The sequence below is a fragment of the Actinopolyspora alba genome, from assembly GCF_900112765.1.
GTDB classification, from domain to species: domain Bacteria; phylum Actinomycetota; class Actinomycetes; order Mycobacteriales; family Pseudonocardiaceae; genus Actinopolyspora; species Actinopolyspora alba.
This window is the reverse complement of sequence record NZ_FOMZ01000003.1, coordinates 290933-311911: the sequence shown is the minus strand read 5'-3', so window position 1 is coordinate 311911 and position 20979 is coordinate 290933. Positions and strand designations below refer to the sequence as shown.

General features: G+C 66.3%; 19 protein-coding genes and 1 tRNA gene. 15 read left to right on the top strand and 5 right to left on the bottom strand.

Translation table 11 applies throughout. The annotated features are described in order from the left end of the window. Positions 1 to 59 precede the first annotated feature (59 nt). Positions 60 to 482 (top strand): PaaI family thioesterase, encoded by a 423-nt coding sequence (locus tag BM150_RS05975; protein WP_342752537.1) that lies wholly within the window; start codon positions 60 to 62, stop codon positions 480 to 482. A gap of 131 nt (positions 483 to 613) precedes the next feature. Here the strand turns inward: BM150_RS05975 and BM150_RS05970 are convergent, their stop codons facing one another. Continuing rightward, positions 614 to 1243 carry an ANTAR domain-containing response regulator gene (locus tag BM150_RS05970; protein WP_092924843.1) on the bottom strand — a complete coding sequence of 210 codons (630 nt, stop codon included), beginning with the start codon at positions 1241 to 1243 and terminating at the stop codon, positions 614 to 616. A 278-nt stretch (positions 1244 to 1521) separates the two neighbouring features. On the opposite strand from BM150_RS05970, the gene BM150_RS05965 reads away from it, so the two are divergent. The 3 genes from BM150_RS05965 (at position 1522) to BM150_RS05955 (ending at position 2516) form a co-directional block, all read left to right on the top strand. After that, a tRNA-Leu gene (locus tag BM150_RS05965) sits at positions 1522 to 1595 on the top strand. A 249-nt stretch (positions 1596 to 1844) separates the two neighbouring features. Beyond that, the gene (locus BM150_RS05960) at positions 1845 to 2138 is read left to right on the top strand and encodes a hypothetical protein (protein ID WP_139219455.1); all 294 of its coding nucleotides are present in this window, start codon (positions 1845 to 1847) and stop codon (positions 2136 to 2138) included. Between the two features lie 141 nt (positions 2139 to 2279). Further along, positions 2280 to 2516: a hypothetical protein gene (locus BM150_RS05955; RefSeq protein ID WP_092924839.1), complete on the top strand. Its 237-nt coding sequence runs from the start codon at positions 2280 to 2282 to the stop codon at positions 2514 to 2516. Positions 2517 to 2616: 100 nt separating this feature from the next. Here BM150_RS05955 and BM150_RS05950 read toward each other — a convergent pair whose 3' ends face one another. Together BM150_RS05950 and BM150_RS05945 are read right to left on the bottom strand one after the other, a co-directional pair. Further along, on the bottom strand, positions 2617 to 3192 hold the full coding sequence (locus BM150_RS05950) for a class IV adenylate cyclase (RefSeq protein ID WP_092924837.1): 576 nt from the start codon (positions 3190 to 3192) through the stop codon (positions 2617 to 2619). A 9-nt stretch (positions 3193 to 3201) separates the two neighbouring features. Further along, positions 3202 to 4026 (bottom strand): helix-turn-helix domain-containing protein, encoded by an 825-nt coding sequence (locus BM150_RS05945; protein WP_245755288.1) that lies wholly within the window; start codon positions 4024 to 4026, stop codon positions 3202 to 3204. Between the two features lie 403 nt (positions 4027 to 4429). On the opposite strand from BM150_RS05945, the gene BM150_RS05935 reads away from it, so the two are divergent. From BM150_RS05935 to BM150_RS24040, 3 genes are all read left to right on the top strand, one after another. Next, positions 4430 to 4654, top strand: coding sequence for a hypothetical protein (locus tag BM150_RS05935; RefSeq protein ID WP_092924835.1), 225 nt, complete (start codon positions 4430 to 4432; stop codon positions 4652 to 4654). A 58-nt stretch (positions 4655 to 4712) separates the two neighbouring features. Then, positions 4713 to 5111 (top strand): DUF6247 family protein, encoded by a 399-nt coding sequence (locus tag BM150_RS05930; RefSeq protein WP_092924833.1) that lies wholly within the window; start codon positions 4713 to 4715, stop codon positions 5109 to 5111. Between the two features lie 89 nt (positions 5112 to 5200). Then, positions 5201 to 5350: a hypothetical protein gene (locus tag BM150_RS24040; RefSeq protein ID WP_175496703.1), complete on the top strand. Its 150-nt coding sequence runs from the start codon at positions 5201 to 5203 to the stop codon at positions 5348 to 5350. Positions 5351 to 5714: 364 nt separating this feature from the next. On the opposite strand, the gene BM150_RS05920 is transcribed toward BM150_RS24040, so the two are convergent. Further along, a complete protein-coding gene (locus tag BM150_RS05920; protein ID WP_092924831.1) occupies positions 5715 to 7139 on the bottom strand; it encodes a hypothetical protein in 1425 nt (474 codons plus the stop codon). Between the two features lie 228 nt (positions 7140 to 7367). Here BM150_RS05920 and BM150_RS05915 point away from each other — a divergent pair, with 228 nt between their 5' ends. The 7 genes from BM150_RS05915 to BM150_RS05885 all read left to right on the top strand — a co-directional run bounded on the left by BM150_RS05915 (position 7368) and on the right by BM150_RS05885 (position 16487). Further along, positions 7368 to 8006, top strand: a complete 639-nt coding sequence (locus BM150_RS05915; protein WP_092924829.1) for a TetR/AcrR family transcriptional regulator — start codon at positions 7368 to 7370, stop codon at positions 8004 to 8006. Further along, entirely contained in the window at positions 8003 to 9214 is a 1212-nt protein-coding gene (locus tag BM150_RS05910; RefSeq protein ID WP_092924827.1) for an FAD-dependent oxidoreductase, read from the top strand. Before BM150_RS05915 ends, BM150_RS05910 begins: the two co-directional genes overlap by 4 nt. Positions 9215 to 9396: 182 nt before the next feature. Continuing rightward, entirely contained in the window at positions 9397 to 10551 is a 1155-nt protein-coding gene (locus BM150_RS05905; protein ID WP_092924825.1) for a low temperature requirement protein A, read from the top strand. An 808-nt stretch (positions 10552 to 11359) separates the two neighbouring features. Beyond that, positions 11360 to 12556, top strand: coding sequence for a sugar ABC transporter substrate-binding protein (locus tag BM150_RS05900; protein WP_092924823.1), 1197 nt, complete (start codon positions 11360 to 11362; stop codon positions 12554 to 12556). Between the two features lie 28 nt (positions 12557 to 12584). Further along, on the top strand, positions 12585 to 13547 hold the full coding sequence (locus BM150_RS05895; protein ID WP_092924821.1) for a carbohydrate ABC transporter permease: 963 nt from the start codon (positions 12585 to 12587) through the stop codon (positions 13545 to 13547). Continuing rightward, entirely contained in the window at positions 13544 to 14362 is an 819-nt protein-coding gene (locus BM150_RS05890; RefSeq protein ID WP_092924819.1) for a carbohydrate ABC transporter permease, read from the top strand. Before BM150_RS05895 ends, BM150_RS05890 begins: the two co-directional genes overlap by 4 nt. Before the next feature lie 139 nt (positions 14363 to 14501). Then, on the top strand, positions 14502 to 16487 hold the full coding sequence (locus tag BM150_RS05885; protein WP_092924817.1) for a glycoside hydrolase family 31 protein: 1986 nt from the start codon (positions 14502 to 14504) through the stop codon (positions 16485 to 16487). A 255-nt stretch (positions 16488 to 16742) separates the two neighbouring features. Here BM150_RS05885 and BM150_RS05880 read toward each other — a convergent pair whose 3' ends face one another. Beyond that, complete coding sequence (locus tag BM150_RS05880) at positions 16743 to 17936, bottom strand: ROK family protein (RefSeq protein ID WP_092924815.1); 1194 nt, start codon at positions 17934 to 17936, stop codon at positions 16743 to 16745. Positions 17937 to 18180: 244 nt separating this feature from the next. Between BM150_RS05880 and BM150_RS05875 the strand changes: the two genes are divergently transcribed. Continuing rightward, the gene (locus BM150_RS05875; RefSeq protein WP_092924813.1) at positions 18181 to 20904 is read left to right on the top strand and encodes a glycoside hydrolase family 3 C-terminal domain-containing protein; all 2724 of its coding nucleotides are present in this window, start codon (positions 18181 to 18183) and stop codon (positions 20902 to 20904) included. The last annotated feature ends 75 nt before the right edge of the window (positions 20905 to 20979 follow it).

Sequence of the window (20979 nt, the reverse complement as noted above, 5' to 3'; positions counted from 1 at the left end):
CAGAGGTCGCGCGCAGGTCAGGAGTTTGAACAGTGACCGAGAACACCGATACCACGTCGCTGAACGGCGGGGAAGCGCTGGAGGCGACGGCGACGGTTCCGCCCGAGGAACAGCTGGGAAGCCGGATGGGCATAACGGTGACCGAGTATGACCCTGATCGTGTGGTCGGAACCATGCCGGTGGCGGGAAATCGGCAGCCCTACGGCCTGCTGCACGGCGGCGCCAACGCGGTACTGGCCGAGCAGCTCGGCTCCATCGCGGCGGCACTGCACGCGGGAGCGGATCGGATCGCGGTGGGCCTGGAGCTGTCTTGCACGCACCACCGGGCAGCGACCGAGGGAACGGTGACCGGGGTGGCGACGCCGTTGCACCGGGGTGGCGCCACGGCCACGTTCGAGATCGTCATCACCGACGAGCGCGGCAAACGCACCTGCTCGGCACGGTTGACCTGCGTTCTGCGCGACAAACCGCCCGCGAACTGAAGCGGAGTCGGAACGGACACAGCGCCCCGAGCCGGGGCCTGTGCTCCGCGGTCGAGACGCCTCGCGCGGAAAGCGTCAGGCGGCCCCGCGACGGATCCGGTGGTTCGAGCGGGAGCGGCACCCACCAGTGTTCATTCCTTCGTGTCCATGCTGTCGAGCACGGCCTGGGCGACCGCCTTCATGGTGGTGCGCCGGTCCATGGCGGTTCGCTGCAACCAGCGGAACGACTCGGGCTCGGACATGTCGTGGTTGCTCATCAGCAGGCCCTTGGCGCGCTCGATCGTCTTCCGCGATTCCAGACGTTCGGAGAGACTGGCGGCCTCGGCCTCCAGCGCCTGCACCTCGGTGAACCTGGAGACCGCCAGCTCGATGGCGGGAACCAGGTCCCGCTTGGCGAAGGGTTTGACCAGGTAGGCCATGGCTCCGGCGTCCTTGGCCCGCTCCACGAGGTCGCGCTGGCTGAAGGCGGTGAGGATCACCACGGGGGCGATGCGCTCACCCGCGATGGAGGAAGCGGCCTCGATGCCGTCCATCTTCGGCATCTTGACATCCAGGATCACCAGATCGGGACGCAGTTCCTCGGCGAGCCGCACCGCCTCCTCGCCGTCACCGGCCTCACCGACGACCTGATATCCCTCCTCGCGAAGCATCTCCACCAGATCGAGCCTGATCAGCGCCTCGTCCTCGGCCACGAGCACACGGTGCTGAGTAGCGTTCGTCGCACTCGCCGCGTTCGGCTCCTCGGCAGCCGGCGTGGTCACCGGATCCTCCTGGATGAGTCTCGGGTCTGCCGATGCGGTCGCATCGGAGCCTGCAGCTTATCGTCCTGCGCACCCCCACCACAGCGGCAGGGGCGCGGAAGCGGGACCTCGCGTCGGGCACGCCAGGCGGGCGAGCCGAAGGAGGATCCCGCCGGGCGGAGCGGCGGGCCCGGCCGGGCCTCACCGGGTGGCGGCGCCCCGAGCTGGGAGCATGAAGAGGGCCGCCCACCCCGCTGTCGAGCAATGATCACCCCTACCGTATGCTGTGAGTAGTAGCGGCCCCCGTAGCCCAATAGGCAGAGGCGGCGGACTCAAAATCCGTGTAGTGTCCGTTCGAGTCGGACCGGGGGCACCCTTCATCGCAGTTCACAGGGCTATGGAAGACCCCACAGGAGATCCAACTCCCTTTTTCCGCCCTCTTTCAGCACTTCAAAGATCCAGATGTCGGTCCAAGCTGGCCTTCTCCATGACCGACATCTGTCAAACTCTTACACTCAGTGCCTGACGAGTCGTACAGTGGCGCACCTCACTGCTGCTCGCCCCGCTCGGGGTCGCCATGAAACGCGGCACGGTCGACGGGGTCACGTTCAAGGTCCACAACGTGCGCTCTGAAGCTTCTACCAACTCGCTGGGTAACGCCACGCCTTCGCCCGTAGGTCAGCGGTTCGTGGCCTTCTACATGGACGTGACCAACAACAGCGGCGAGGAACGCTCGGCCCTCGGCGTGTCCGAGTCCCGCATCCACGTGGGCAGCGCGGAGCTTCACATGGACGTCGACGCGCTCACGCTGCCAACCACGTTCCTGCTCGGTGATCGCGTCACCTCCACGCATTTCGTCGCGGTGGACTGCACCGCCAAGCAGCTGCGCATCACGGCAGGACTCGGCATGGGGTAGAACCAGCAGTTGCAGTACCCGGTGCGAAACCCGCACTTCCGGGGTCCACTGCCGCAGGAGCAGCCGCGGCCCGCCTCGGGTCCCGCTGAGGAGTAACTCGCCCCCGAACCCCAGGACCACGCCACAGCAGCCACGGAGATGATGACTCTGGCCGTGACTTTGGGCGAGTACTCGCACGGCGAACTCGACACCGCCAAGGCCCACAGCAAGAACCCCGTCGGCCCCGACGGCAAACCCTCCCTCGGTAAGCCGCATTGGAGCCCGAACAAGCAGGGCACCCGAATGATGCGACTGCGCTGCCCGTACTGCGGCTACACCGTCCGCACCACCGCGAAATGGCTGGAATACGGCAACCCCGCTCCGCCGGGGAAGAAATGACCCTGTGAGTGTTCTTCCCCGGGCACGAGGAGGGACGAGTCCACGTCCTCATACACATACGTCAAGTCCCCGACCGTGGCAGGCCGGGGCTTGATGTAGATCACTCGACGTTGGCTGTCCGGGCCCGTCGTGCTGCCACCGCATCGGTGTACTGCTCGGTGGTGAGATCGTCCTCGACGACGCACAACGAGTTCAGGACCGCGCGTACCACCGCCAAGCCGGCTGGGACATCCTCGGTCCGCCCGACCTGGGTTTCGACTTCGAGGAAGGTTCCCTCCAGTTCGGGAACGTGCACCAGAGTCGCGAGCAGCTCGTAGCCGCTTTCGATGAACCGGTAGTTGCGGCAGTGCTTGCTGAACGCGATTCGTTCGATAAGTCCGAGACCGTTCAACAGCGCTGCTACAGAAGCCCCATCGGCAACCTCGGTCTCGTACTCGGGTTTGGAGCCGCTGGTGTGCACGGCGGGTTCCTTGAAGGTCAACACGGTTTTCGCGGAGCATTCATCCTCCACGGTCCGCAGCCGCACCTCGTAGTCTTGGGCGGTTAGTTCTCCGGTCGGCTGGTCGAAGTACCGATCCCGGTAGATCTGCACCTGTTCCTCAGCGCGCGAGGCCAGTCGCTCGTGTACCGCATCCGGATGACGGACATGTGCTTTCAGTTCGGCCTCTACTGCCACGGTGACTCCCTACACGATCCGAACGGCCTGGTTGCGCAGTTCATGGGTGAACCTGCGAAAACCTCGGTGTAACGCGCCGTGCGAACTTTCCGCAATCTTGTACATGCGTGAAGTGTGTCCCTCGTGGTTCTCACCGAAGGCGGACACGAACTGAACATCGTCCAGAGTCAGCACTCGCCAAGTCGGGAGCATGTCGTAGAAATACACTCGCACATCAGTGTGCGTGCTCAGCTCTTCGAGACGCGCGACGCTGAACTCTATACCTGATTTGAACACTCCCCAGCTCTCGCCGACCTCTCTGGCACGACGCTGCGCTGCTTCGCCATTCGGGTCAAGCAACACAGCACTCACTGTCGGGCAACCACGACTGACGACTGACCGAAGCAGGGAGTCATTCATCGCGACAATGCCCAGCCCGCGCACCGCCACGATCTCTATCATGCTCGCGGTGGCAGCTGCCCGCTGAATATCCGAGACGGCATTCGACTGTGATGGAAACGTCGCCAGCAGTTCCGCTTGGCCAGCTGTTCCCAGGTGATCCACTCCCAAAGGACGTACTGGTGCCAACCCGAACAGAACTCGCACCTCGTCAGGCATATTCAGACCATCGGCGATGCGTTCGTAGACGTCGAAGGCGGTAATTCGACGTGAGCCATTCACGATCTCACTGATACGTCCTTGAAGGATGTCAGTGGCACTGGAAAGCTGAGACTGCGTAGCTCCAGCCGAACGTTGCAACACGCGGAAGAGCTCTCCAACGTCACGATCGCGGCACGCTTTCCGCAGGTCGTCGCGTTTCCACACCGGTTCAGGAACGTTGAGCGAGTTCCACACGAACGTGATCTTCTCACCATGAGAACCCCGAGTTGGAATTGGGATACCCCCTCACCGTGCCGATGCTGGGAGTGATGAAAGCGGCAACGGCGCACATCGGCCGGGACTGACCCGGTCGGTGTTGGAGGAGATGGAGCACGACATGCTCGACATGGACCCGCCGGAGGACAGGCACACGGTCTACCGGTTCACATCCGAGGGGAATGGCTTCAACACACGACGTTGACGCAGCCTCCGGAAGAGTGCGGGCCGGTAGACACGCTCGGCGGTCACGGCTCCCGCACAGCTCCCCCGAACTCCGGCACCCGGATGCGCCACACCCAGCAGTTCTGCCCCTAGTGCTTCGACGCCTATCTGCACTTGCCCACGCCCGCCCCCGGATGGAAGCCCACGGAGCGATCTTGTGACGACGACACAAACGCATCACTACTGGCTGCCGGTTCCGGACAGAACCGGTTATCGCTGGAACCGCCACGCTTTCCGGGTCGAACAGTGGGACGGGCGCACCACCGAGACGTCGGTGTGCGACGTCCCGTGCCCCATGCCCCAACCCAGTGAACTCGACTGGGTGCAGTCGCCCACCTGCCAGGAATGCACCAGGATCCCGCTGGCCGAACAGACCACCTGAACTCGACAACTTCTGCTCGTCCCCTGCCCTCATTGAAACCCCATGAAAGGAGAAAGGCTTGGCTCCCCCCTTCCCACGTGAAGCCCGGTGCATCCGCGAGGCCCTGGACCGCACCGACCCGCAGCGACGTGCCGAGTTTGACCGCGACTTCCAGGAAGCGCTGCGAAAAGTCGCCGAGGACTACAACACCGGCCACATCGACACCGTGCTAGACGACTGGTGGGGCACGGCCATCCTCGCCGAATACCCACCCACCGAGGAAGAAGAAGCGATCAAAGCCCGCGTCGACCGCGGTGACTTCTCCGGACTGATCCGAGTCGACGAAACCGGTCTCGAATGGCGCGAGGACGCACACGGCAACCTGTGGCGCACCGACGACAACGGCAAGCTGTGGCGGGAGACCCCCGACGGCAAACGGGAAAAGGTCGAGGCAAACACGACTCCGGAGGAGAACTGATGGCTCGTCACTTCATCCAATGGAGCGATGTTCCCCGAGAAGCATATCGAGCTCTGCCAACCAAGCAGCGCAGAGCCGTCGACAAGCGTATGGAGCAGATCGCGGAAACCCCTCGGGACGACAGCAGATACGACAAGAAGACGGACCGATGGAGCACTACCGCTGACAACGGCGCCATACTGATCGTGTTCGCACTACACGACGAGACCCTGCGCATCACCATCCTGCGCCTGTTCTGACAGCTCCCTGACGACCCCGAACTCGGCCGCTCGTGCGTGAGTGGCCGATTACGAATTCTGCGGTTGTTCCCGGCTCGGTGCGGGTCTGAGCGGATGTTCACGGCACATACACGGCAAGTTTTCGCCTTATGTATCGCCCAGTTCCTCCAAGAACTTCTGAATCCGGTTTCGTGCCGCTTCTTCCTACCCGGTCAGTACCTTGGCGTAGATCCGGAGGAGCACGCTGACGCTGGGTCCGGCTCATTCAGCCACCTGGGTGAGTGGCACTCCGGCGGCCAGCTGGACACGACGGCGCGCCCGAAGATCATAGGGCCGCTTGGCCAGTGGGGATGCGAACTCAGCCGGTTGTGCAGCATCCCGAAGTTCATAGTCCCTCGAAGCACTGTTCCCACAGCCACTTCGGTGGTCCGTACACCGCACGCACGGTCAACTCGGTTATCTCCCCTTCGGCCGTGGCTCCGAACGGGCTCCAGTGAAGCACTGTTTCCTCGTTCGTATCCGCACCCCAGGGTCGGGTCGAGCTGCGCCACATCCCGCCATCGAGCGCATTCATCAGTCCGTCCAGCACCCGATGGTGATCCCTTTCGAAGGTATGCATCGACGCCTGTGCTCGGTACTTACCGGCGCCACTCGTACATGTCTCCTCGGGAATCAGCCACGTCTTCTCGGTCGAGACACGTGGCCGGATACCGTCCAGCAGGTTCCGAAGCGCGTTCTCGGCGACAGCGACCCGGGAACAACGCACCTCGGCGCTGACAACGAGCCAGACCTGCCCCAGGACATCCTGCAAGCCACTGAACACTTCGACGAATTCGGACAGCTGCTCATCGGTGAAGTCGCCCTCCGGCAGGTCGTCCTCCTCGGGGGCCTCATCCGACTCGGATCGCGAGGTGCTGTTGTCGACGATTCCGAGCGGATCGGCATCGAGCCGCACGTAGATCCCCTCGAACCACCTGGCACCCGTCGAATTCCCCCGATCTCGTGGGTTCCGCACCACTCCGATCGATTCGCGGGGCCACTGTTCGACGATCGCACTGTCGTCCGGAATGCCGAAGAAGCGGGCCGTATCCCGTCCCGCGGCCAGCATTCGCTCTTCCCGATTCGTACTCGCATCGCTCGCGACGGTGCGGAGCAGTGCCGCATGATAACCGTCCTCCGCACGAGCACCGGCCGGTAGTAGTTCGACCGCCTGCCCGCCCCATTCGTACAGCGGCTGTCGTATCAACCCCACGGCCGTGGTCAGATCCGCGGCCGCGAGCCACAGCTGCGTACGAACCACCACCTCGTCCGGCTGGCTTCCGGCATCCGCGAACACCGAATGCACCCGCCCCGAATCATAGGTCTCACGTCTCCGGAACGGGTAATCCGCTTCCGGGTAATCCCCACGTGCGTGCTTCGCGGTGAACCCCGATATCGAGGACACGGTGGCACCCATTTTCGGAAAGAACCGAGGCGGCGCCACGAGATCGGCGAAGACCTCGTCCTCGTCGTCTCCCTCGTCCCCGATGATCCTGTACCGGTCTTCCGAGAACCCGAACTTCTCGAGAGCCGGATAAGCGGCGGCGAGGAACGAATCGCCGATCGATGACCGAGAATCACGGGGCGTCATCGACGTAACGACGGAGCTGTAACCCGGCCCGTCCTCCTCGAAGCCTCTCGATCCCACACGAAGCGTCGAGTACTCCAACATCTCGGCGATCGAACAAGATCTGTCCAGCGCTTCGGTGATCGTGTCGGCATCGACATCCAAATGGACCGAAGTCACCACGTCGTTATCGTCGAAGTGCATTCCACCCCCGAATTACTCCCCCTGCTCCGCATTCGGTGTTCACCTTTCCGGCGTTTTCCCACGCGGGACAACGTATACCGGTCGGTACGTGTCGAGCAAAGCATTTCGACGGAGCCGCGCATCGGTAACCGAGCACCCCTCGACCCGGTGACACGTCGAGATGTACGGTCGAAGTTGGGCATATGCCCAAGGCGATCGCCCGAAACGGACGAAACAGGTGGTGCCGACATGGCCGCGACGGCGAAGGAACGGGGACGCGAGGCGCGTGAACGGTTGCTGCGCGCGGCGGCGGAGCTGATCACCGAACGCGGCTGGACCGGGGTGACCACTCGCGCGGTGGCCGAGCGGGCCGGAGTGACCGCCGGAATAGTGCACTACCACTTCGACTCGGTGGACGCGCTGCTGGCGGAAACGGCCGTCGGGACGATGCGTGCGGCAACCGCGTGGCTCAAGACAGCCCTCGAACGGGTGAGTAGCGCGGACGAAGCACTGACGACTCTGCTCGCCGCGCTGGATTCCTACGGTGGAAACGATCCGGAATCGGTGTTGTTCGTGGAGGCGTACCTCGCCGCCACCCGCGATCCCGGCTTGCGGGAGCGGATCAGCGCCGTGCTCACCGAGCTTCGCACGGCACTGGCCGACCGATTCACCGAACACGGAATCACCGACGCCGAAGAAACCGCCGCGGTAGTGGTCGCGAGCCTCGACGGCCTGGTGATGCACCGCGCCCTGAACCCCGCGCTTACCACCGGGACCGTACGGCCCGTGCTGCGCAGGCTGCTCGGCACCGAGCAGGACGGCGGGAGCGACCGACACGACGAACCCTCGGACGACTGCACCACTACCGACGGGAGAGACCGATTGTGAAGGCGATCATCTGCGGAGCGGGCATCGCCGGACTCACCCTGGCGCGGCGACTGAACACTCTGGGCTGGCACGTGGTGCTGCTGGAACGGGCGCCCGGTCCGCGCACGCAGGGCTACATGATGGACTTCTTCGGTCCCGGCTACGACGCCGCCGAGGCGATGGGGGTGCTGCCGAGATTGCACGAACTCGGCTACCAGGTCTCGGAGGCGTGTTTCGTCGACCGGAACGGCCGGACCCGCGCTCGGCTCGACTTCGAGCGGTTCTCCCGAGCGGTGAACAGTCGCATGGTGAACATCCCGCGTCCGGACCTGGAACTGGCGTTGCGGGAAAACCTTCCCACCGAAGTGGACCTTCGGTTCTCGGTCGGTCCCGTTCACCTCGACAACCGTTCCGACGGGGTGAGCGTGACGCTGAGCGACGGGCGGGTGCTGCACGCGGATCTGCTGGTCGGCGCGGACGGTGTTCATTCCACGGTACGAACGCTGGTGTTCGGCGACGAACGAAACCACCTGCGGTATCTCGGTTTCCACACCGCCGCGTTCACCTTCCACGACCCCGAGATCCACGCCCGCCTGGAGGATCGTTACTGCCTCACCGACACCGTCGACCGCCAGATCGGGCTGTACGGCCTGCGCGACGACAGGGTCGCGGTGTTCGCCGTCCACCGCACGGGCGATCCCGCGCTGCCCACCGACCGCCACACCGCGCTGCTCGACAACTACGGTTCGCTGGGGTGGCTCGTTCCCGACGCGCTGGCGCATTGCCCGCCGTCCGAGAACGTGTACTACGACCAGGTCGCGCAGATCGAGACGCCCCGCTGGCACAGCGGTCGGGTGGTGCTGGTCGGTGATGCCTGCCACGCCGTGTCGCTGCTGGCGGGCCAGGGTGCCTCACTGGGGCTGGCCGGTGCGTACGTACTCGCCGACCGACTGCGGCGTGCCGCATCGATCGAGGACGGACTCGGGGACTACGAACGGCTGTGGCGACCGGTGGTCGAGGAGAAACAACGGACCGCGCGCGGCGGCGTGCGCTGGTTCCTGCCACACACGACCGCGCAACTGACACTGCGCCGGCTCGTGCTCGGTCTGACCCGGGTTCCCGGGGTAGACCGCCTCGTGGCGCGCTCGCAGACCGGCAAGCCGGTAACGACCATCACCGAGCTCGGCCAGCAGGGTGACAGCACCACGGGCTGCTCGGCACGGCGGTGAGCGATGCGCGGGACTCGGAGACCGCGAGGACGAGGGAGACACGGCGGGCTCCGCAGGTGTCCGGGCCGATGCCGGGAGGACTTTAGAATGCCCGTTGACACGAGCTGACCGACTTCGGGAAGGACCCAGTGAGCCAGCAGGAGCCCACTCCCCCGCCAGCAGCACGACCACGACCACGTCTGATGCGTCAGGAGGATGCGCGGCGCTCCGAGGTCGCGCCGATCGAGCTCTTCTTCGACCTGGTCTACGTCTTCGCGATCGTCCAGGTATCGCACACGCTGCTCTCCCACCTGAGCTGGGTGGGGGTGCTGGAAGTGGCCCTGCTCTTCGGGGCCGTGTGGTGGGCCTGGAACTACTCGGCCTGGGCGATGAACTGGCTGGATCCGAGCAGCGGGCTCGTTCGGGTCCTCAACGGACTGCTGATGCTCGCCGCGCTGGGCATGTCGCTCGGGTTGCCGCACGCCTTCGCCGAGGACGGCCTGTTGTTCGCCGCCTGCTACGTGGGCGCCCAGGTCGGACGCGCGGCGTTCATGGCCGTGGCGCTGCGTGGGCACGTACTCGGGAAGAACTACACGAACCTGCTCGCCTGGAGCGCCTCGGCAGGCGTGCTCTGGCTCGTCGGCGCGTTTCTCGACCCCACCGCACGACTGGTCGTCTGGCTGGTCGCGCTGGTCGTGGACGTGGCGGCCCCACGATTCGAGTTCCGCTTCCCCGGGCTGGGAACGGCGCCGATGCACACCTGGCCCACCGACCCGGAGCACCTCGCCGAGCGCAACCGTGGCGTGTTCATCATCGCGCTCGGTGAGTCCATCCTGATCATGGGGTTCACGCTCTCCGAACTGGAGCCGATCACCGTCCGCGCGATCGTGGCCACGCTGCTCGGTTTCGTCGGACTGTTCGTGCTGTGGTGGGCCTACTTCGCGCTGGCCGGGCAGGACACGCAGGCCAGTCGGGGCGACGCGAGCACCAGTGCGCTGCGTTCGGCGTTCGCCTACGCCCACGCGCTGATGGTGGCGGGTGCGATCGTCGTGGCCGTCTCGATCGAACTGCGCATCAGCCATGCCGAGACCGACCCGGCGGTGGTGCTGACCACTGTGGGGGGTCCGCTGATCTATCTGGCGGGCAACATCCTGTTCCTGCGCTCACGAACCGGTTCGGTGGCCCGTGCCCGTTACGTGGCGGCGACGGTGCTGGTCGTGATCGGTGTCATCGGTCTGGTACTCGGGCACACGATTCCCTCGCTGGCCATCGGGCTGGCCACCGTGGCGGTCATGGGGACGCTGGCCGTGGTCACCCAGCTCACATCGAAGTCGGGTTCCTCGGAGACCGCGGCGTGATCGCACCTCTCGGCGCGAGGCGGGTGTGATCCGGCGGCGGCTCTTCCCGAGCTGACGCACCGCACTCCCACGTCCGGCGCTCGGCGGCTCGACGAGCGTCGCGTCCTCCGGTTCACGGAGCCACCGGCCACTCCGCGGTGGCCCGGTGGTTCCGACGGCTCTGCCTGAGTCCTGACGCGTTTCCGGACGAGCGATCGGTCGACGTCCAGCGCCATTCGACACGACTCTCCATTGACGTGATACCGATCACTGTCTACTGTGCTGTCGAAGCGCTTCGAAAAACGGAAGTTCGTTCGGTGCGGATGAGAACAACTTATGCCAACGGTCGCCGATCTCGCCCGGCAAGCCGGTACACCGATGAGCACCACGTCCTCCGACGCCGGCGGAGAGCGGTCCACCCCGGAGGACACGGGCGACCGTGCGGGTCGGGGTGTTCACCGCTGGACGCACCCGCCACGACAGGGTTCGCGGACGCCGCGGTCTCCCATCGACGTGAGCGCCGTTGAGCTTCCGCCCCAGCGGCGAGGAGAACGTGCCGGTAACGCCCGAGCGCGCGGTAACGCGGGCTCGGGGCCTCCCGCGCTCCCCCGAGCGAACGAGACGACGGAACCACGGCACCTCGCGACCGACAGGAACGCCACGGGACCGGAAGAAGGTGGCAACGGTGCGATTACCCATAAGCATAATCGAACCGCTTCGACAACCACGCTTCGGAGGAAGCGGAATCGACCGTTCGGCGGAAGGCGGTAGGGCCACGGCGGACGGGCACGGGGCACGCGGTTCCCGGTGGCCCCGTTCGAGAGCCAGGATGGTCACCTTCGGTCTGGCGCTGCTGTTGGTCACCGCGGGCTGCACGGGCGGGGTGAGCTCCCGGCCCGCTGATGTGGTCGTCGAGCTCGACCACTACACCAGCGCCGAGGCCGGTCGTCAGTTCCGTTCGGTGCTGGACCGGTGCGCCGAACGGTTCGGGCTGCGCATCCGCAGGCAGAACGTCCCGGTCGACCAGCTCATGCCCAAGGTCCTCCGGGACGCCACGGCCCATTCCCTTCCCGATCTGCTGTTCGTGGACAACCCCGATCTGAAGACCGTGGCCAAAACGGGAGCGCTCACCGAGCTGAGCCAGTACGGGCTCAGCGGCGAGGGGTTCTACCCCGGCATCGTCGAGGCCGGCAGCTACCGGGGAAAGCTCTACGGCCTGGCACCCGGGGTGAACGGACTCGCGCTGTTCTACAACCGCACCATGTTCGAACGGGCCGGACTGGAGCCGCCGGAGACCTGGCAGGAGATGCGAAGCGCGGCCGGGGAGTTGACCGAGGGCTCGACCCACGGGATCGCGTTCTCGGCGATCGCCTCCGAAGAGGGGTCCTGGCAGTTCGAGCCCTTCCTGTGGAGCAACGGAGGCGCACTCGACTCCCTGGACTCGCGGCGCTCCGTCGAGGCGCTGGAGTTCTGGTCCGGCCTGGTCGAGGAGGGCCTGGCATCGAGATCGGTGGTCAACTGGAACCAGAACGACGTCATCGACCGCTTCGCCGGTGGAAACGCCGCGATGATGATCAACGGCTCCTGGTCGTTGTCCTCATTGGATGATTCCGGGGTGGACTACGGCATCGTCACGCTCCCGACGCCGAGCCCGGACATCGCCCCGAAGGTGCCGCTGGGTGGTGAGGTCGGCGCGATCCCGGAGACGACCCCGGAGCGGCAGCGCGACGCCGCTCGGGTGCTGGGCTGCATGCTCGAGCGGGACAACATGCTGGATTGGACGAGCGACCACGCCTACGTACCGGCGCGCACGAAGGTGGCCGAGCAGTACGCCGCGGAGCGTCCGGTCATGAAACCGTTCGTCGAGGAGGTGGCAACCGGCCGGGCCCGCACCGCCGAGCTGGGACCACGCTACCGCGAGGTCTCACAGGGGTTGGCCGACGCGATCCAGGCCACGATCGCGGGATCGACCAGTCCGCGAGAAGCATTGGAACGGGCGGCACGCATCGCGGCGAACGCGGACTGACGTCGACGGTGTCGAGTGGATGGTTGCCATGACGACGAATACGCGAACGACGAGCGGAACCAGCAGACCGCGACACGCCCACCGGAAACCGGGCGGCCACCGCGAGCGTCTGGCCCAGTGGACCTTCGTCCTGCCGATGATGCTGTTCCTCCTGCTGTTCTTCTGCTATCCGGTACTGCGGAACCTGGCGATGAGCTTCCAGGAGTGGACCGTCGCCTCGTTCTACGAGGGCGGTTCCCCGTTCGTGGGGCTGGACAACTACATCGCGCTGGTCACCGACCCGATCTTCGGCAGAGCGGTGCTGAACACGGCCCTGTTCACCGCGGGATCGTTGTTGTTCCAGTTCGTGATCGGGTTGGGGCTCGCGGTGTTCTTCCAACGGCGTTTCCCGCTCAGCGGAACGTTGCGCGGCCTGATGCTGCTGCCGTGGTTGTTGCCGCTGGTGGTTTCCGGCGCGGTGTTCCGCTGGATCTACGACGAGGGGTTCGGGGTGCTCAACCAGCTGCTGCTGGGGCTGCACCTGATCTCGGATCCGATCCCCTGGCTCTCCAGCACCCAGTACGCACTGACCTCGGCGATCATCGCCAACATCTGGGTCGGGGTGCCGTTCAACCTGGTCATCCTGCACAGCGGACTGCAGGCTGTACCCGCTTCGCTCTACGAGGCCGCCGCCCTGGACGGGGCGGGACCGTGGCAACGGTTCCGAATGATCACCCTTCCGCTGCTGCGCCCCGTGATCGCCATCGTGCTGATGCTGGGGCTGATCTACACCCTCAAGGTGTTCGACATGATCATGATTCTCACCGGCGGTGGTCCCGCGAACGCCAGTGAAACGCTGACCACCTGGTCGTTCGCCCTGTCGTTCGAGGAGTTCGACTTCGGACAGGGAGCGGCGGTGGGCAACCTACTCATCGTGATCGCGCTGGTGTTCGCGTTGTTGTACCTGCGTTCCATCCGGAACACGTTCAGCTCACAGGGAGAGCGAGGATGACTACCACGCGACGCGTCGGCAACACCGTGGTCGGGATCCTGCTGGTGCTCGTGTTCCTGGCACCGGTCTACTGGATGATCAACGTTTCGCTGCAGAGCAGCGACGCGTTGCTGCGGACACCGCCCGCCTGGTTCCCGTTCGACCCGACCTGGAGCGGCTATGCCGAGGCCCTCCGCACCCAGGGCTCACATCTGGTGACCAGCCTGGTGATCGCGCTGGGCACCGTGGTGTTCACGCTGCTGGTGAGCGCGCCGGCCGCCTACGCCCTCGCGCGGTTCCGGTTGCGCGGCACGCTCGCACTGGTGCTGGTCGTGCTGCTGGTGCAGATGGTTCCCGGCATCGTGATGGCCAACTCGCTGTATCCGATCTTCAGCGGGGTCGGGCTGCTGGACAGCTATCCCGGCATGATCCTCGCCGATTCGACGCTGACCGTACCGTTCGCGGTGCTGATACTGCGCACCTTCATGAGCGGCGTCCCCGGTGAGCTGATCGAGGCGGCCCGGGTCGACGGTTGCGGCCAGTGGCGCACTTTCGGCTCCGTGGTGCTACCGGTGTGCCGCAACGCGGTGATCACGGCAGGGCTGTTCAGCTTCCTGTTCGCCTGGGCCGACTTCCTGTTCGCCGTCAGCTTCACCACCGGCAACACCATTCAACCGATCACGGTGGGGATCTATCGCTTCGTGGGGAACCAGACGACGAACTGGAACGGCGTCATGGCCACCGCGGTACTCGCCTCCATTCCCGCCGCCGTCCTGCTGCTGACGGCACAGCGCTACGTCGCGGCGGGAATCACCGGGGGCGGCGTGAAGGAATGACGTTCGCGAGGTTCGCGGCAGCGGATCGTTCCGCGCCCCCGGCGACCGGCTCTCGGAGTTCCTCCGACACGACGGGGTTCTTCCGCTCCCGCGGATCAGTCAAGGACCCGATCGACCACGGCTACAGGAAGGCGGAATCATGCGAGGTGCCCACGAGAACGACGGGGCATTGGAGTGGACCCACGGTCAGGAGACCGTTCGGATCGAACCCTGGGGACGGGACAGCCTGCGGGTGCGAGCCGGATTCGCTCCGCTGGTCGACGACTTTCCCGGGGCGCTCGTCGAACGTCCCGAGTCCGGCGAGGCTCCCGGGATCACCATCGAGGACTCCCTCGCCAGGATCACCAACGGTTCCCTGACCGCCGAGATCGACACGGCGGGAATGCTGCGTTTCGTCGACACGAGCGACGGCGGCGAACTGCTGGCCGAACAACCAGCGCACTTCTGGTGGCCCGGACCGCGGCTCTACGGGTCCAGCTCCGGCAGCAGCAGGCGCATGGAGCAGTGTTTCCGGGCCTACGACGGGGAGCGGATCTACGGGCTGGGGCAGCACACGCACGGACTGCTCGATCAGAAGGGGACCGTGCTGGATCTGGTGCAGCGCAACGCGGAGGTCTCCATTCCCTTCCTGCTCTCGAGCAGGGGATACGGCTTTCTGTGGAACAACCCGGCGGTCGGCAGGGTGGAGTTCGCGCACAACGGGACCAGGTGGGTGGCCGACAGCACCAGGCAGCTGGACTACTGGGTCACCACCGGCCGAACACCGGCCGATCTGCTGGGCAACTACACCGAGGTCACCGGCCGGCCCCCGATGCTGCCGGAGTGGGCCGCCGGATTCTGGCAGAGCAAACTGCGGTACCGCTCCCAGGAGGAACTGCTGGAGGTCGTCCGGGAGTACCGGCGTCGCGGGTTGCCGCTGTCGGTGATCGTCTCGGACTTCTTCCACTGGCCCCACCTGGGCGAGTGGAAGTTCGATCCGGCCGAGTACCCGGACCCGGCGGCCATGCTGCGCGAGCTCGACGAGGCCGGGGTGCGCCTGATGGTCTCGATCTGGCCCTCGGTCAACCCGCTCAGCGAGAACTTCGAGCGAATGAGTCGGGAGGGGTTGCTGGTCGAGACCGAGGCCGGGGTCCCGTACCACGCACCGTGGCGGGACAAGGGGTTCGACGTCGAGATGCCGGTGGCCTTCTACGACGCCACGAACCCCCGGGCGCGCCGGTTCGTCTGGGACAGGGCGCGGGAGCACTACTACGACCTGGGAGTACGGGTTTGGTGGTTGGACGCCTGCGAACCGGAGATCCGCCCGGGCACTCCGGAGAACCTGCGGTTCGCGGAGGGGCCGGGCAGGGAGGTGTTCAACCTGTATCCGCTGCGGCACGCCCAGGGATTCCACGACGGGATGCGGGACGAGGGCGAGACCGAGATCGTGTCACTGTGCCGTTCCGCGTGGGCCGGTAGTCAACGCTACGGTGCGGCCCTGTGGTCCGGCGACATCGACGCCACCTTCGAATCGCTGCGGGCTCAGGTGCGTGCCGGGCTGAACGTCGCGTTGTCCGGGATTCCCTGGTGGACCACGGACATCGGCGGGTTCCACGGTGGCGACCCCGATTCGGAGTACTTCCGGGAGCTGGTGGTGCGGTGGTTCCAGTACGGGGTGTTCTGCCCCCTGTTCCGGCTGCACGGAAACCGTGATCCGCGCATGCCGCTGGGGCCGGAGATGACCGGTGGCCCCAACGAGGTGTGGTCGTTCGGCGAACAGGCCTACGAGTCGATCCGCGAGACGCTGTTCCTCCGGGAACGGCTCCGGCCGTACCTGATGGAGCAGATGCGCGTGGCGCACGAACGCGGTCTGCCGCCGATGCGCCCGTTGTTCGTCGACTATCCGGACGACGAGCGGGTGTGGGATGTCGAGGACCAGTTCCTGCTGGGGCCGGACGTGCTGGTGGCACCGGTTACCGAGTACGGCGCACGGGAGCGCTCGGTGCGGCTGCCGCACGGCGACAGGTGGGTCGGCGCCTGGGACGGGCGGACGTTCGACGGGGGCAGCACGATCACGGTCGGGGCCCCGCTGGAGACGGTGCCGGTGTTCCGCCGGGAGGGCGCGACCGTGGAACTGGGCACGTAGGCGGCCCCCGGTGTGAGGTCCTCGTGCGCGGCGGGACGCCCGTCGCACGGGCGCGAGTCCCGTGGTGGTCTCCGCCCGGTTCCGGTGGCGTCGGGACGGGCACCGCCGGAACCGGGGACACATGGCCACCACGGGCTGCTCGCTCGGCGTGACGGAGTGGTGTCCGATGTGGTGGGACCGGCGGCTGCGTGGTCGGGTGCGAGCATCCGCACCCGACCACGAGCGGGTCGCGAACCCCCGCGGTGAAGAAGGGGCCTACTCGAAGGACGCGAGGAAGCTGCTCACCGCGGCTTCGGCGGCACCGAGCAGGTGTCCCTGCTCCCCCAGCCGAGCGCTGCCGAGTTCCACCGGCAGTTCGGGAAGTCCCCGGACGCGTTCGAGGCTGTGGCGCAGTTCTCCCTCGGCGTGCCGCAGCAGAGGTCGCAGCAGCCCACCGAGCAGCACCAGTCCCGGATCGAAGATGTTTATCAGATTGGCCAGACCGATCGCGACCGGCGCACAGAGCTGCCGGAACGCGTCGAGCGCTTCGGCGTCCCCCCGTTCGGCGCGGTCGAACAGCCGTTCCAGTTCGGCCTGTCTGTCGGCGGGTTCGACGACACCGCTCCGCCGCAGCAGTGCATCGGCCCCGATCTCGGTTTCCCAACACCCCCGGGCACCACAGTGGCAGGCTCTGCCGCCGGGACTCGTGATCATGTGCCCGATCTCGCCCGCGTATCCGGTGCTGCCGGTGAGCAGCTGGTCGTGAGCCACGATCCCGGCGCCCACGCCGACACCCGCGGACACGTACACCAGGTCGGTTCGATCCCTGCCCGCACCACGACGGTGTTCGGCCAAGGCGGCCAGCCGCGCCTCGTTGCCGACCACCACCGGAGCCGTGATATCCGCCGACTCGCGCAGTCGTTGCCCGAGCGCCAGCTCGTGCCAACCGAGGTTGGGAGCGCGGGTGACCACACCGTCCTCGTCCCGTACCAGGCCGGGCACCGCCACCCCCACCGCGATGGGCGAGGCCTCGGTCGTCGTCACGAGCTCGCGGACCAGTCGTGCGAGCTGCTCCAGCCCCGGTGTGGGGTCACCGGGCGAGTGTTCGTGCTGGGTGGTCATCTCCTCGAGAACGTTGCCTCCCAGCCCCACTCTGCCGATGCGTACGGTGTCCACGTCGACGGCTATGGCGAGCGCGTAGGCGCGTTCGTCGCGCGGCGAGACGATCAGCGGGGGACGTCCCCGGCCGGTTCTGCCCGGCTGCTGCTGGCTCGAACCGCTTTCCAGCACCAACCCGCGTTCGGTCAGCTCCCCCACCAGGTCCGCGATGGCGCTGCGGGTGAGTCCGGTCACTTCGCCGAGTCCGACCCGGCTGGTGGGGCCCCGCAGGTGCAGATGACGCAGCAGCGCCCGGAGATTGTGACGTCGCAGGCTGGCCGGATCGCGGCCCTGCGCGGTCGATGCGGTCACGTGGTCCTCGCTTCGCGGCTCATTGCTTCCCTCGCCAGTCAACGTTCGCCAGTCAACGTTGCACCGTTGCGCGGCGCCAACGGGTGTGGGGGTTGACACGCCGCCCATTTTGTTTTTACCTCTTACAAATAATATTTAACACGTCACACCGCACGATCGCGGCAGCGGCGAACCGGTGAACGACCGGATCCGGTCCCGCTGTCGAGACCGAACGACATTTGGCACCGAGTTGACGGAGAGCTGGATGAGACGAGGACCGACACGTCTCCTGGTGACCCTCGGCCTGTGCGTGAGTTGTGCGCTGTCCACCGCACCCGCGCTGGCCCAGGAGAGAACCGATGAGACGCCCGTGTACCTGGACCAGAGCCACTCGGCACGGGAACGTGCCGCCGACCTGGTTTCCCGGATGACGCCGTCCGAGAAGGCGTCACAGCTGATCAGCAGTCAGGCACCAGCCATCCCCCGGCTCGGGGTGCGGTCCTACGGCTGGTGGAACGAAGCGGCACACGGCGTCGCACGGGAGCAGTACAACGAGGAGGGCAACCCCGAGATACTGACCAACACCACCTCGTACCCGGTGAGCCTGTCCATGGGATCCACCTGGAACCCCGACCTGATGTACCGGGTCGCGCAGGCCACCTCCAGCGAGGCTCGCGAGGTGGTGCGCGACAACAGGCTCGACCTCAACTTCTACTCCCCCACCATCAACCTGAGCCGGGATCCGAGGTGGGGCCGCAACGACGAGACATTCAGCGAGGACCCCGGCCTGACCGCGGCCATGGCCTCGCAGTACGTCAACGGTATGGAGGGCAAGGACAAGCAGGGCAACCTGCTGCCCGCCGCGGAGGGCTATCTCAAGACCAGCACCACGATCAAGCACTTCGCCGCGAACAACAGCGAGTTCAACCGGCTCACCGGCACGTCGAACATGGACGAGCGGACGCTGCGCGAGTACTACACGGCTCCGTTCAAGGAAGTGATCCGCCAGAGCTCGCCCGGTTCGATCATGACCGCTTACAACCGGGTCAACGGGGTGCCCGCCTCGGCCGACGTCGGCCTGCTGGACACCCTGGCCCGCAAGACCTTCGGGTTCGACGGGTTCTTCACCTCCGACTGCGACTCGGTCTACGAGATCCAGCACGGCCACAACTGGAAACCGGAGGGCGAGGAGGAACCGCTCGACCACATCGAGCGCAACGCCTACGCGAACGCGGCCGGTGTGGACCTCAACTGCAACCAGGGTTACCACGACGAGCACAACTTCGGTAACACGCTTCCCGAGGCGGCCCAGCAGAAGATCGAGACCCACAACGGCGTCTACACCGAGAACTTCATGGACGCCTCGCTGATCCGGATGTTCACGGTGCGGATCCGACTCGGCGAGTTCGACGACCCCGAACAGGTGCCCTGGGTCCAGCGCGCCCGCGAACGCGTCCCCAAGGGCAGCTGGGAGGACGCGGAGTCGAACAACGCGGTGACCCAGACCCCGGAACGGTTGGACCTCGCCCGCGAGGCGGCCTCCGAGTCCATCGTGCTGCTGCGCAACCAACCCGCCGAGGACGGTGGCAAGCTGCTGCCGCTGCGGATACCGAAGTCCGGACAGTACCGCCTGGCGGTCATCGGTGACCACGCCAATCCGGAACAGATGTATCTGGGCGGCTACTCCAGCGACCAGGGGCCGTCCGGCCGTGCCAACGGCGTCAACGGCTACGAGGGGCTCAAGCGGGCGGTCGAGGAGATCAACCCCGATGCGGTCGTGGACTACCTCCCCGGCACGAAGCCCGGTACCGAGCACCAGTTGAACCGGAACTCCGTGCGTGCCTCCGCCGACTTCGACGCGGTGGTCGTCTACGGCGGAACGGACGAGAGCACCGCGAAGGAGGACGAGGACCGGGAGTCGCTGCGGCTGCCGGAGCCGCAGACGAAGCTGATCAACGAGGTAGCGGCGAACAACCCGAACACGGTGGTCTACCTGGAGACCATCGGGGCGGTCGACGTGAGCGACTTCTCCTCCGAGGTGCAGGCGCTGCTGTGGAGCTCCTACAACGGACAGCGCAAGGGCCAGGCACTGGCCGACGTGCTGCTGGGCGAGAGCAACCCGAGCGGGCACCTGCCCTTCACCTGGTACAAGAACGAGTCCCAGCTGCCCTCGATCGGCGACTACTCGATCAGACCGGCGGACTCGCGACCCGGCCGGACCTACATGTACTTCGACGGCGGGGCCTCCTACCCGTTCGGCCACGGTCTCGGCTACACCGAGTTCGAGTACGGTGACCTGCGGATCCAACGCGACCACGTCAACGCCAACGGTAAGGTCCGCGCGAGTGCGCGGGTCACCAACACCGGAGAGGTCGCGGGCTCCGACGTGGTGCAGCTCTACGCCGCCTCGTCGAAGGCGGACCGGGCCGAACGTCCGGACGAGCGGCTCGCCGGCTTCGAGAAGGTCTCGCTCCGGCCGCACGAGAGCAAGCGTGTCGAGTTCACGATCCCGGTGCGCGATCTGGCGCTGTTCGACCAGCAGCGGAACCGCTACGAGCTCAGCGCCGGTGGCTACGAGTTCCGACTGGCGCATTCGAGTTCCGAATCGGACGTCGCCGACAGCGAGCGGGTGACGGTGCACGGCAAGCTGCGGCCGGTTCCCGCCGCTGTGAGCACCACGCCGCGGGCCGCCGGTGACGCCGAACGCGGGATCACGGTGCGCAGGATCTTCGATCGCGACACCGTGGTCCGGCCGCGCACGACGGTCTCGTTCAGCGACGGAACGCTCGTCGGACATGTCGCGGACGAACGCGACGAGCCCCTGCCACCCGGAATGCGGGTGCAATACCGCAGCAACCGACCGGGGGTCGTGTCGGTGAATCCGCACGGGGTGATTCGCACCCGTGATTCCGGGGTCGCCACGGTCACCGCGACCGTGCGCTATCGCGGTCACACCGAGTCGACGAAGTTCGTCGTCAAGGTTCGGTGACCGAGCCGGGGAGCCGGTGGCCACCGGCTCCCCACCCGTCCCCAGTGGACGGCAATGCCGTTCCCGTGAAAGGAG